Annotated in this window: 10 protein-coding genes; 4 read left to right on the top strand and 6 right to left on the bottom strand. The window is 36.8% G+C overall.

The annotated features are described in order from the left end of the window. Positions 1 to 17: 17 nt before the first annotated feature. A complete protein-coding gene (locus JKP34_RS06575) occupies positions 18 to 461 on the top strand; it encodes a YybH family protein (RefSeq protein WP_201918924.1) in 444 nt (147 codons plus the stop codon). On the opposite strand, the gene JKP34_RS06570 is transcribed toward JKP34_RS06575, so the two are convergent. Continuing rightward, a complete protein-coding gene (locus JKP34_RS06570; protein WP_201918923.1) occupies positions 458 to 1,591 on the bottom strand; it encodes a helix-turn-helix domain-containing protein in 1,134 nt (377 codons plus the stop codon). The two genes, JKP34_RS06575 and JKP34_RS06570, sit on opposite strands and share 4 nt — an antisense overlap. Before the next feature lie 75 nt (positions 1,592 to 1,666). Then, positions 1,667 to 2,254: a hypothetical protein gene (locus JKP34_RS06565; protein WP_201918922.1), complete on the bottom strand. Its 588-nt coding sequence runs from the start codon at positions 2,252 to 2,254 to the stop codon at positions 1,667 to 1,669. 261 nt (positions 2,255 to 2,515) lie between these two features. On the opposite strand from JKP34_RS06565, the gene JKP34_RS06560 reads away from it, so the two are divergent. After that, positions 2,516 to 2,812, top strand: a complete 297-nt coding sequence (locus JKP34_RS06560; RefSeq protein ID WP_201918921.1) for a hypothetical protein — start codon at positions 2,516 to 2,518, stop codon at positions 2,810 to 2,812. A gap of 26 nt (positions 2,813 to 2,838) precedes the next feature. Here the strand turns inward: JKP34_RS06560 and JKP34_RS06555 are convergent, their stop codons facing one another. Next, positions 2,839 to 6,030: a ligand-binding sensor domain-containing protein gene (locus JKP34_RS06555; RefSeq protein WP_201918920.1), complete on the bottom strand. Its 3,192-nt coding sequence runs from the start codon at positions 6,028 to 6,030 to the stop codon at positions 2,839 to 2,841. 121 nt (positions 6,031 to 6,151) lie between these two features. Here JKP34_RS06555 and JKP34_RS06550 point away from each other — a divergent pair, with 121 nt between their 5' ends. Together JKP34_RS06550 and JKP34_RS06545 are read left to right on the top strand one after the other, a co-directional pair. Next, on the top strand, positions 6,152 to 6,781 hold the full coding sequence (locus JKP34_RS06550; protein ID WP_201918919.1) for a YdeI/OmpD-associated family protein: 630 nt from the start codon (positions 6,152 to 6,154) through the stop codon (positions 6,779 to 6,781). Between the two features lie 174 nt (positions 6,782 to 6,955). After that, positions 6,956 to 7,789 (top strand): universal stress protein, encoded by an 834-nt coding sequence (locus JKP34_RS06545; protein ID WP_201918918.1) that lies wholly within the window; start codon positions 6,956 to 6,958, stop codon positions 7,787 to 7,789. Between the two features lie 57 nt (positions 7,790 to 7,846). Here JKP34_RS06545 and JKP34_RS06540 read toward each other — a convergent pair whose 3' ends face one another. The 3 genes from JKP34_RS06540 to JKP34_RS06530 all read right to left on the bottom strand — a co-directional run bounded on the left by JKP34_RS06540 (position 7,847) and on the right by JKP34_RS06530 (position 13,187). Then, complete coding sequence (locus JKP34_RS06540; RefSeq protein WP_201918917.1) at positions 7,847 to 8,917, bottom strand: phytase; 1,071 nt, start codon at positions 8,915 to 8,917, stop codon at positions 7,847 to 7,849. Between the two features lie 118 nt (positions 8,918 to 9,035). Then, a complete protein-coding gene (locus JKP34_RS06535; protein ID WP_201918916.1) occupies positions 9,036 to 10,112 on the bottom strand; it encodes a hypothetical protein in 1,077 nt (358 codons plus the stop codon). A gap of 12 nt (positions 10,113 to 10,124) precedes the next feature. Next, positions 10,125 to 13,187, bottom strand: a complete 3,063-nt coding sequence (locus tag JKP34_RS06530; protein ID WP_201918915.1) for a TonB-dependent receptor — start codon at positions 13,185 to 13,187, stop codon at positions 10,125 to 10,127. Positions 13,188 to 13,286: the final 99 nt, after the last annotated feature.

Here is a 13,286-nt window from a genome sequence, read left to right as displayed (position 1 = left end):
CCATTACTATAAATAGTATGAAAGGAATTAAGTTTATTTTTGGTTTAATGATTTCATGTGCTTTAGCAACTACACTCAAAGCACAAGACACAACACCAATTGAAGCCATAGATTTACCAGATGATTTAGAAATTGTACTACGCAATTATGAATCGCATTGGCGTAATTTTGATGCTCAGGGGCTGGCAAGCTTATTTACTGCAGATGGCTTTGTCATGTCACCAGCTAAGCCTCCGGTAAGAGGAAAGGACGCTATTACTAAAAAGTACAAAGGTTCCGGTGGACCTTTATTTTTATCGGCTTATGCTTATGCTGTTGAAGGTGATATAGCCTATATCATTGGTGGTTATAAGGGAAATGAAAACGGAGCTGACACTGGTAAATTCACTTTAACCTTGAAAAAAGAAGGTGATAAATGGCTTATTTTTTCCGATATGGACAACGGCAATGTAGGATATTAGGATTTACTAAGGTATTCCTTTGGCGAACAACCTTTTATTTTCTTGAATGCCCTGTTGAAAGTTGCCTTAGAGTTGAAACCTGAATCAAGCGCTATGGAAAGCATGGTGAACTGCCTGCCTTTATCAGACTTAAACAGTTTGATAAATTCTTCAATTCTGAGCTCATTGATGTAATCGTTAAAATTCTTATGCAAAACATGATTGATGGTTGCTGAAAGATGTACTGTGTTTACATCTAAATGCTGAGCCAATTCCTGCAAGCTTAAATCAGCCTGAAGGTATAACCTATCACTTTGCATCAACTTCTGAAGTGTATGAGCCAATTCACTCTTATCTAAGCTACTGGTTTGTGAGCTTGTATTAATGGGCTCGTTTTTAGCGAGCATTGCTTCCTGAGAAACATCTGTTTCAAAACTGATTTTAGCAGGCTGTGCTTGTGAATAGCCCGTCAAGCCAATGTAAAAAACTACCGCAACCAGGGCCAAATTCCACCACCAGTCCTGGTAGAAATCGAGCTGGTAAATACCATCCAAAACACCCATAATCTCACGACAGACTAACCAAAAAATCATGGCATAGATAAAGTTTCTGAACCATCGGAAGCTTATTAAATCCTCATTACTAAACTGGCTGAGGCTCCATTTTCTATAAGCTTTGTAAATATTGAGACATTTAGTGAGATAAAAGACATAAGAGCCCCACACCGCAAAGTGATAAACATAAGATAAGATCAGGTTATGAGTAGAACCAATCTTTTGCTGAACGCCTTCCGGTCCTTGCAAAAAGAAGAATAAGTCATAGCTGATGTAAATCAAATAAGGTGCAAAATGCCAAAAATGGTGCTTTTTAAGTTTAAAGGATCGGTTAACCTGCGACTTGAAATAGAAATAAACAACAGGCCCAAATAACAAACCTACACTCCTGGGAAAGCCATTCATTTCATTCCATAAAAAGTTTATACCCGCGAAACCGAAAGTATAATCTTGTAATTCCATCGCCAGGATGAACATAATCCACCCCAGAAAGCTATCTGAGTTGCGCTGTTCTCTGTAACCTCTTATAAGGAAGAGCAGCCACAGTAACAAGCTGAAAAAGTAACCTAGTTGAAGTGGTGTAGTATAGAGCGACATTGGTTTGTTAAAGAAGATTCCTTCACTTTACCTACTATTTGGTGAAGTTCAGGAATCTTGATGCATCATTTTAAATTACGAATCTTTTTCGAGTTGTTTGATTAAACGAGGCACATCAATTTTATCGCCCTGCTTAATATTTTTATCTACAATAAGCAATAACTTTCGTTTACCTCCTTTTTTGTAGTAAATCTTCTGTCCCATTTTTAGACCTACACCACTGCTGGAAAGAGGAGACAAGTTTGGGTTCATCACGCTGGGAATAATTAAAGGGACAGATCTGAGTGAGGAATTATAAAGCGTAAAACTTACTGTGGGCTTTTCTCTTTCTGACCTATTATCAGATTCTTTCTCAACAAACTTTAGATCGATGTTGGCTTCAACCAAATTGTTATTTGTTAATTTAAGTATAGTGCCAGCGGGAACATCCACCACTACTTTGCCCGTAGGCCCTAAGCCAAAGCCTTTTATTTGTTCGTTGGTTTCAGGATTAAGAACAGCTACTTTTATGCCTTTTCCGGTTTTATTTTTCAGCTGTACATCATATTCGGCAAATTCTTTATAGCTCAACTCGGCAGATTTGCCAGCGGCTATTTGAATGTTTTCGGTTTGTGCCATTGCTATATTGGTAGCAAAGAGCATTGTCATCAATAAAGTTTTCATTATTTCTTTTTTTAAGTGTTTTGCATTTTTGTTTCACCATTGGCTAGCATTTGGGTGAAAGATGAAACTAAGGTAACCGGTCATTAAGCCTTTTGCGCCTTATATTATGATTTGAGACTTCATAAATGGTAAGACTGAAGTCTTAAATGATTTGAGACTTTATTTAGATGATTTAATAAGTTCAGTTATTAATTCAGCTAGCCAACAATAGCATTTGAATCTAGTTTTTTATAAATTATAAGAAATCAGACACTTAATACCATGGCCATAGATAAAGACACTGTAGTTGATTTGCTAAATTACCTAATAACGGATAATAGCGGGCTTAGCTGGAAAATGGGAACCGGCTATCACAATGGTGTAGATATTTCCATCTATGAGGTATTGATTTATGAAATCAAATCACATAAAACCCTTGCTCGAATTGCATTCAATGGCTATTCAGGCCAGGTTGTTAACTCTACTTTCTTAAAAAATAGTGCTAAATCAGAACAGGTGATAGATTTATTGCTCGATTTGAGTAACTCCTTAAAAGAAGGGGAAAGGAAGTCTGCTTAATTTAAATATGAATACCATAAATTCTATTATGATAATTCCTCATTAAACAATTTAAGTGTAAAAAACACACTTGTGCCTTGGCCTTCTTTACTATCAACCCATACCTTCCCACTATTTTTTTCTACGAATTCTTTAATAAGCAAAGTACCAAGTCCAACACCTTTTTCTCCAGAAGTGCCAGGGGTGGAAATATTCGTTTCTAATGAAAAGAGACTATTGATTTTATTCTGATCCATTCCTAGACCAGTATCCTTCACCTCAATAATGGCCATATCATTATCAATCTTAACATTAAGCTCAATTGTATCTCCTGATTCGGAAAACTTGAGCGCATTACCTATTAAGTTTCTAAATATGGTTCTTACCTGATTTACATCTGCAAAAAGACGGATTTCTTTAGGGAAATTATTTAATACTTCAATGCCTTTCTTTTGAGCAGGATCTGCAAATAATTCAAGCATTTGCTGACCTATAACCTTCAGATTAAATGGTTCAGGCACAGTGGTTTCACCTGATAGTTGACTTTTAGACCAATCTAACAAATTGATAATTACAGCACTTAAGCCTTCAATTTTATCCCCTATATCCTTCTTGATATTGGCTAAATCCTCTTCTCTTAGAATTTTAGGGTCAAGCAACATAACAGTTCCTTTCAGAGTGGCAAGTGGGTTTCTCATGTCATGAGAAACCATAGAAAATAGCTTATCTTTTTGTTCATTTAACAGTTGTAGCTGGCTAGCCTGCTGCTCTATTTCCTCTTTCTGGTTTTCTATTTCAGCAGTCCGATAAAGAACTTGTTGCTCCAGCACTTTTTTTTGCTTCTTTATTACCGCTACCCTAATTTGAAATATAGCTACAATGACAAGCAGCAGCATTCCATAAAATAGCGATTGAGCCCACCAAGTTTCCCACCATGGTGGAGTAATTGAAATTTTTATGGCATTTTCTACCATCGGGACCTGTCCAAAAGCCTCTGCCCTAACTTTAAGCGTATAATCACCAGGGGGAACATTAGTGTAAACAGCCTTCCTGTTTTTGGCGCTTGTGCTAATCCATGCATTATCAAAGCCAGTCAGCTGATATTGATAGTTTACTTGTTCAGATCTGTTAAAATCTAATGCCGCAAATTCAAAAGCAAAAATATAATCTTTGTAATTGAAGATAACCCGATCTTGCGCATGCACACCTTTATATAGGAAAGTTGAATCGCTAATACCAACGGGCTCATTAAATAATAAAAGGCCTGTGTACTGCAGTTTAGGCTTGGTTCTTACAAAATCAATTTTTTCAGGATCGATTAATGATAATCCCTCGCTTCCTCCAAAATAAAAATTTCCTGATTTGCTCTTAAAACATGCCCTAGATAAGCAGCTATTGCCTGCTAAGCCGTCATTTCTATCGAGGTGTTTCAATAAACCTTTTTCAGGATGATAAATGTCAATTCCAGTATCAGACCCAAGCCAGAGATTTCCATTTTCCGCTATTAATATGGAGCTAACCTTTGTTGTTGTTAAGCCATCTCTATTTGTGAAAAAGTAGAGTGAGTCTGTACCGTGAATTAATTTTGCGAGACCTTTAGACGTGGATAGCCAGAGATTTTGCTCATTATCTTCAGCAATCATCAAGGTGATGTAAGGGAAGTTCTTAAATGATTTACCATCATTCAATAGCTTGCTTAATGAGGAAGAAGTAGCAACCCAAATACTTCCGTTGCTGGCTTGGTGAATATCATTTACATTATTGGAAGCAATTGATGAAGGGTTTTCAGGATTATGGGTGTATTGCTCAAATTTTCCAGTTGCAATATTCATTTTATTAAGGCCTCCATACCAAGAACCTGCCCAAAGATTGCCTTGACCATCATCTAGAACTTTTAGTACATTATTTCCTAGCAAACCTTCCTTAGAAGGCGCAATAAATTCAATTTCCTCAGTTTGAGTGTTGAGCTTACCAATACCTCTGGAGGTACCAAGCCATAGCGCGTTGTCTTTCCCAGGTGAGATAGACCAGATTGTACCCCTGGCCATGGCATCTCTGGTGCCATCAGACGCTAAATAAGTTTTAAATTTGTCTTCTGAAGGAGTATACTTGTTTAATCCAGACTGGCTGGTGCCAATCCAAATATTGCCTTTCTCATCCTCGTAAACAGACTTCACATTATTGGTGGTTATCGAATTTTCGTCACTATTATCATGTCTAAAACGAATTATTTTTTGCTCATTCGCATGAAAACGCCCTAATCCATCACCAGCGGAGCCCATCCATATTGTACCATCTGAACTTTGGTAAAGGCATTTTATGAAATTATTCGGAATACTATAAGGATCATCGTTATTGGCCGTAAAGCGATGAAAAACATTCTGAGACTTTTTATCCAATAGATTGAGTCCATGAGCCCATGTGCCTATCCAGAGTTGATCCAGATCATCTACCAATAATGAGTAGGCAGAACTGCTTGATAATGAGTATTTATCATTATCTTTTCTAGTAAAGTTAACAAACTCCTCCGTTTCCGGATTCAAGATATTTAGGCCATCATCCTCGGTGCCAATAGCTATTTTGCCATCAGGTAGTTCCACCAAATCACGCAATACATCAGAAGAAATACCGGAATTGTTCGCTGTGTTATATTGAGTAATTCTATTGTTTTCATACTTAATAAGACCCTGGCCAATAGTCGCAATCCATAGCCTTTCTTTGCTATCAACCAGAAGTTGAAAAACTCCTGGTACTTTTTCACCTGCGGATAAAGTTAGTTGCTCAGAGGTTTTACTAGTCAGGTTGTGCTTTACAACTCCTTGATCAGTACCTACATAAAGCAGGTTATTTGTTTTTTCCAGAGCTTCAACATATAAAGTATCAGCTAGTAAAATGCTTTCTTCTGTATCTATATTGAATGAAAATAGACCCTCATCAGCTCCTACTAAAATAATACTATCTGATACAGCAAGTAATACGTTGATTCTTATTGCCGAATCTGTTAGTGAGTCGTTTTTTGTTAATGGAAATGTTTTGAATTCATAGGCATCAAATCGGCATAAACCACCATTGGTACCAATCCATAAAAATCCATAAGAGTCTTCAATAATTGAATTAATTTCTTGTGATGGCAGTCCATCTTCTTCATCATACGAATGAAAACGGTAATTATATTGTTGAGACCATGCAAGGTGGCTAACTAATAAGAATAAAACTAAAGGGATAAACTTCCTGAACATATTTCAAATATACATTTCCCCGCCTTATTTGCTACAATATTTTTCATGTAAGAGACTATTACATCACGCAATTTTAGCTCTCATTAAATTTAAGTATCTTATTTTTTTATAAATTCATAGCATGAAAATCACCTCTGTTGATGAATATTTAAAAGATGGTTGTGGCCGTTGTTCGCTCTTTGCTACACCGGAATGTAAAGTACACCTATGGAGCAAGGAGTTACAAACGCTCAGAAAAATTGTGCTTTCCACCGGGCTTACTGAAGAAATTAAATGGGGTGTGCCATGCTATACGCACAAGGGTGCAAATGTAACCATGATAAGCGCCTTTAAGCCTCATGCTTCCATCAGCTTTATGAAAGGGTCTTTACTAAAAGATGAAGCAGGGCTTTTAGAAAAGCCAGGACCTAATACTCAAAACGACAGGGTTATTCGCTTTACCGATGCAAAACAAATTGAAAATAAACAGGACATACTTCTGGCTTATATACATGAAGCCATCGAATTGGAGAAAGCTGGAATAAAACCTGAGCCAAAACCTGAAGTTAGAAATATGGATTTACCAGAAGAGTTGGTAGACTTCTTCAATGATGATCCTACTTTAAAAGAAGCTTTTGAAGCCCTTACGCCTGGTAAGCAACGTAGTTATTTATTGCATATCACGCAGGCAAAACAAGCATCAACCAGAGTTTCTCGAATAGAAAAATGTATTCCTAAAATTATGGAAGGCAAAGGCTTTCATGATAGATAACTGTGAACTTTTAAAAAATACTAATCATTTCATTTATGCTACTGATGCATAAATAAGTAAAAATCAGAACCTGACATAAATCATAATTTCTGGCCACAGATGTCATAAGTAAGATGTTGGTATTAATGTAGCTTTAGTGGTATAAAAGGAAGATAAAACTTAAACTTCGTAGCCATGATTAAGCACATCTTAATACCGACAGATTTTTCACCATGCGCTATTAACGCCTTGGATTTCGCTGTTCATTTCGCACTTGACATGAGCACTAAACCCAAACTTACCATTCTCAATGCATACACCTTACCCCTTGCCTATTCTGACATCAACATCAGCTTTGGGCCAGGTCTTGAAGCTAATGAGGTAGAAGAGCATATTAAAAAGGAGTTCAGCGAACTTGAAGAGCAGGTACCCTTATTAAAACAACTGGACTATAAGACGTCCCTCAAAGCTACTTTTTTGAAGGATGCTGTTGAAGAATTCTGTGATGAAAAGAAAGTGGATTTAATTGTGATGGGTACACTAGGTGCCAGCGGAGTAGACGAAGTAGTGCTAGGTAGCAATGCACACAGGATCATTCAGTCTGCTGTAGCACCAGTTTTAGTGATACCACAAAACGCCAGTTATGGCAAGATCGAAAACATGGCAGTATCTAACGACTATAAGGGATTAACTCCTGATGCTATTATTGCCCTTAAAGATGTGGACATGACATTCGGGGCTAAGCTACACCTAATACATATTAGCAAAGAACCTATTCTTGATACTAAGAAGTCAGCGGAGGCAAAAGAGCTTTATCATCACCTGAAAGACATTCCACACCAATTTCATTTCATAAAGGATGAAAATGTTGAAATAGGCCTCCACAAATTCATGGAGCAAGAAGCTATTGACATGCTTGTAGTGGCACCAAGAAAAAAAGGACTATTCCAAAAGCTATTCGGAAGAAGTGAAAGTAAGTCGTTGATCTTTCATACTAAAATACCTTTACTGGCCCTGGTGAACGATTAAATAAAAAGCCAGCGAAATGCTGGCTTTTCTTTGCAACCGCACTATTAAAACAAACAATTATCTTTCATCAATCGCCCTTTGTATTTTTCGCCAGTCATAAATATGGAATGTCTTATCAGTTGACATGGCTACAAAAATCCCTTTAGGAAATTCTTGACCAAAATTCTTATTACTGGACTCACTACCATCGCTGTCCATAGTACTGAAAGGTAGTTCAGCAATTAAATCATGATTGCCAGATCTATCAAACACATGAAATTCATTACTACCCTGATCTGACACTAAAATATAACCGGTTTTCTCACCAGTAGGATAAATTGAAATTCCTTCTCGATCATCTCCGAAGTTGTCTTTACCGAATAATGCAAGCTCAACATTTGAAGAATCAGGATTCACAAACTGCTTTCTTATGCCCACATGTTCATCTGAATAGTAAACATAACCTAATTGATCATCTACGGCTATGGCCTCTATCTCCTTTATACCGCTCCAGTTTCCAAATTTCCTTACAACTTCTCCAACAACTTCATCATTGTCGTTATTTGTTAGTTGATACTGCCAGAAATAGCCTTCCTTTGGCCCTTCTTTTCTTCCTACAATGGCAAATATTTTACCATCACTCGGTTGCGTATATAATGCAATACCCATAGGTGCATTCAGTGAATCTCCTTCAAAAACTTTAATACCGCCAGCGTCTATTGGTGTTAATTCTGGTAGTCGGAATACTCTTATAGCATTTCTGAAACGCTCTGTACAGACAGCAATATCAATTGTATCACCTTGGTAAATAAAATCATAGGCTATATCAACATTATTAGGTCTTTCAAGATTAGTGATGCTCTTCTCTCGATCAATTTGACCATGTAAATTAAATACATATAGTCCACCAAGGGTATTGTCATCGCCTTTGTCAGTACCAATTATTAAACTAGCAGATGGATCCTCCTCATTATACCAAATGGCAGGATCATCTGTATCATAAGCAACTTTTTCAGTCACATAATCAGGCTCAATTATCGCTATTTGCTTATTCTCATTTTCATTTGAAGTCTCTTTCTTGGATATGTTACAAGCAGTAAGTACTAAAAAGCCGGATATTATAAAAAGTGTCGTATTATTTAATTTCATCTTTTATTATTGTTTGATTGAGCACAGCAAGTGCTTTTAAGATTATAAATGAGCACTTCTTTCTATCGATTTAGAATTAAGAAAGAAGTGCTGCTAATTAAAGGACAAGGATTGCGTATTAATCTTTTACTAAAGTGAATGAATACGCTCCATTTTCATTTCTGTAAAAAGCTTCCTCACCATAATTATCTTCATCAATCAATGAATTGATTTGAATAATTAAGGTTTCATTTTGAACGGATATGCTGTAACCGGCCTCTAGAATAAAATCAAGTTCTTCTTCAGGTTCTCCATCATCTTCATTAAAAACAAAGTAGCTACCTTCCAAAACTAATTCACCATCCTCTGCTTCAAATTCTGCCTCTATTTCGACCTCTATAGCCTCGAACTCACCAGCTTCACATTCATCCTCCTCTTCTTCCACTAATTCAATTTTAATAGCCATTTCTTCGTATTCAAATTCGAATTTGATCTCGCTTATTTCCTCGTATACAAGTTCGGAAAATTCAGCACTTACTGGTGAAAAAGCCTCTTTGAAACCATTGAAAACGGCTTCATCAGAAATATCTAATACCCACTCTGTAGTGATGGTTTCATCATCTAATAACTCAAATTCAAAGGTGGTAATTGGGCTGAATTGAATTCTTTCATTGGAAGAACTAATCCCCGTTACTTCGAAGCTAAATGATGGCCTTTCTTCATTCTCAATATCGTCATTAAAAATAGCTTCTTCTTCCTCTTCTCCGTCTTCAATAACGGTATTAAATGGCAGGTTGAAAACCACTTCAAATGACTCTGGCATACCTATTTCAGCATCAGGCGTAATGGAAATAGTACCTTCTCCGTTATTGAAAGTATATGCTAACTCTCCTTCATTACAATCATCTATTTCATAAATAACTTCTTTAATGTTTAGTTGATTGTCACCATCTCCAATATCAAATCCCGAAGCATCAGTTAGCTGATAGCTAAGTACTATTTCATCATCGGGCAACTCACCTATGTAATCTTCAAACTTAATTTCGAGTTTATAATCAGTTTCAGATTCATAAGTACCACCCTCATTTGCATCGAGCAGTAAAACGAAGAGGGAATCCTCCTCAGCATCTTTAGGTTCTACAAAATCTTGTTCTACACAAGCTGTAAAAGCAGTTAAAAGAAATATTGGAATAAATATTTTATATAAAGTCTTCATTATAAGTTTCTATTAAAGATTGAATTTTAAACCGATTCTTGACCACCATGAATAGAATTCACGCTGAATATAGTGGTCCTCTTCTCCTAGATAAACTTCATATGGTTGATTGGTAAGGTTCATCATTTCAGCAAAAACCTGGAATTTATTGTTAAAACGATAAGCCGCAGATAAATCAAGCTGTAAACGCTCTTTCACAAAAACGTCTTCAGATGCATCATCACCTAATTCTGCTAAATAAGAACCATTGAAGTTTGAGGAAATTCTCAAATTCAACTTCTTGTAGTCGTAAGAAAGTGAGAGGTTACCAACATGAGCGGCCTGACCTGGCAATCGGATATTCTCAGTCCCTGAACCTTCTTCTCTATTGAGAATGCTTGCTTCAGAATTTGTATAAGTATAGTTAGCATATATGCCAAGACCTCTCCAGATACCCGGTAGAAATGTAAAATTCTGTTGATAGGCTAGTTCTACACCTGTTAATGAAGCGGACTCTCCATTCTGAGATTGATTTAACACAACGTTTACATCATTGATCGTTGAATCGAATCTTTGTGTATAAATAAAATCATTAAGCTGTTTATGAAAAACTCCTCCCGAGATGATTCCTACTGTGCCAAAATAGTGTTCAACCATTAAATCCAGGTTGATAGCTGATACTGGTGCTAATTCCGGATTACCAATACTTCCTTCCCTCGCGTTGAGCTCTATTTCCTGCGATGGAACGATGTCCTCAAAATTTGGCCTAGAATAACTAGCAGTAGCAGCCAAACGAATATTAGTTAATGGATTAAGCTGATATTTAAGATGTGCCTGAGGCAGAATGAAATCATAAGTTACGCCCCCATTTACAGGATCGATACGATTTAAGTCACCTTCTATATCGAAAACTGCCGCCTGAGATTCATAGGTTACATTGGTAGTTTCATAACGAACACCTGCTAAAGCCATTAGCTTATTAAACTGTATTTTACCCATTAGATAGGCAGCATAAACATCTTCTGTAGCTGTATATGACTCAACAGATTCTGCGACTATTTTGTCATCTACCTCTAGTTTGAAGCCATTCCTGTTTTGGTTAAAGAAATCAGTAAACCTGCTAACATCAATATTGCGGTTAATGGCATATTTGTTATCTAAAAAGCTGTTATCAAGTAATCCGCCTTCAAACTTTTCTAATGTAAAATCACCTTCTAAGCCATCAAAGCTAACTTCATCTCCTTCCCAGCTGTAAACATTTTGTGTGATATCTAAAGACTTTTCCTTAAGCCTTACTTTACCACCTAGTTTAATTAAACCATCTGAATTACCCAGTTGAAAAGGAATTCCTAAATTTAACTTCGCAGTTTTGTTGATGTCTATAGCGAAAGTATTTCCGAACTCAACTTCATCAAATTCATAAATTGTATTATCCAAATAGTCAGCACCTTCAACCGCAAATTCAGGAAATAAAGGATTGCTGTCAAAGTCTAAAAGTATGTTATCAACTTCGGCTTTGAATACTGGTTCAAAGTCAAATGGTGTATCTTGATAAGCTTCCGCATAGGCAACTTCATAGTCTAGCATAAGGGACGGAAAAGTATGCTTACCACCCAAATTAAAACTGGTTACAATCTGCTTTTCTAACCTATCTTTACTAGCTCTTTCAATTTCAGCATCTTCAAAAGGAGAATTATCTTCATTAGCTACAAATAGAAATGTTCTTCTTTGTTCTCTATCTTGAAAATTATTGTAAATGGCTCTGAAGTATAAGTTACTATTAGGACTTACATTATAATCTAACGTACCACTTATTGCCGACCTACTTCTTTCAAGAGCATAATCTCTCAGCTCAAATTCGCTTCCATCTCTTTCCCAGTTATCCGATCCCCTATCAGTATAATAATGGCTTGTATTGATAAGTAAACCTAGCTGTTGTTTGTCACCAAATCTTTGACCGTATTGAAGTGATGCTTGCCCGTTTGGCTTTTGCATAAGGGCATTATAGCCTCCGATTAGTGTTCCATTAATACTTGGATTAGCCGATTTAGCTGTTCTCGTAATCAAATTTACTGAACCACCAATAGCATCACCATCCATATCCGGAGTAAGCGCTTTTGTTACCTCAATAGAAGCTAGTTGATCCGCAGGAATAGCATCAAGCGCTACAAACCTAACACCTGATTCAGGAGATGGAACCTGTTCACCATTAATATTTATATTAGTAAACTGAGGAGCTAATCCTCTCACCAAAACATACCTACCTTCACCTTGATCACGCTCAATGTTTGCTCCAGGAATCCTTTGTAAAGCCTCAGCAACGTTAGGATCCGGAAACCTACCAATTTGATCAGCAGCTACAACATTTTTGATATTATCAGCATTCTTCTGTTGATTTAACGCTTTCTGCTGTCCTTCAAGATTACCATAAGCAATCACTTCATTTAATGAGACCGTACTTGGTTTCATCAATATATTCTCTACCTGCACAATATCACTTTCTTTAACCTCCACCTCAATCAGCTTGGTTTCGAATCCTAAGTAACGAACCTCGAGTTGCTTAACATCGATTTGCGCAATTAAAGAAAACTCACCTTGCAAATCAGTAACGGTACCATTATTACTACCTGCAACAGTTATGCTTGCACCTGGTAAAGGTTCATTGGTTGCAGCATCAAGCACTTGCCCGGTAATAATCCCCCAGGCTTCTGCCTTTTTAATAACAGCTGGTGATTTGTGATTATGAGGACTTACCACAATACTTTGGTTAATTTGACGAAATTTTAAGTTTGCTTTTTCAGAAACCTCATAAAGAATATCAGCAACCGTAGCGTCTGATTTTCTTAATTCAATGGGTTGATTTAGCTTTACCCGATCGCTGCTATAAGTAAAAGTAAAATCTGTTTCGGATTCAATTGACCGCAAGAGTGCTTCTACACTTTCAAATCTTTTTTGGAGAGAAACCTCTACTGACTTTACATTTTGAGCATTTCCATTTTTGGCCCAAAGCGTGCTACTGAGCAGTGTTACCGTAAAAAGGCCGTAAAGTGTGAATTTGCTAAGCATAATTATACGCCTTAGTAACTTTTTTTTCATAATTTTGAATGTTTTGTTAGAACTATAGGGTTTTGATAAAATGTGATAGTCATTTGCCGATGACTATTAATTGGAAGAGGGCGTTGCCGCGCCCTCTTT

This window comes from Marivirga atlantica (genome assembly GCF_016734805.1).
In the GTDB taxonomy this organism is placed as follows: domain Bacteria; phylum Bacteroidota; class Bacteroidia; order Cytophagales; family Cyclobacteriaceae; genus Marivirga; species Marivirga atlantica.
This window is presented reverse-complemented; position numbering and strand designations above follow the sequence as displayed.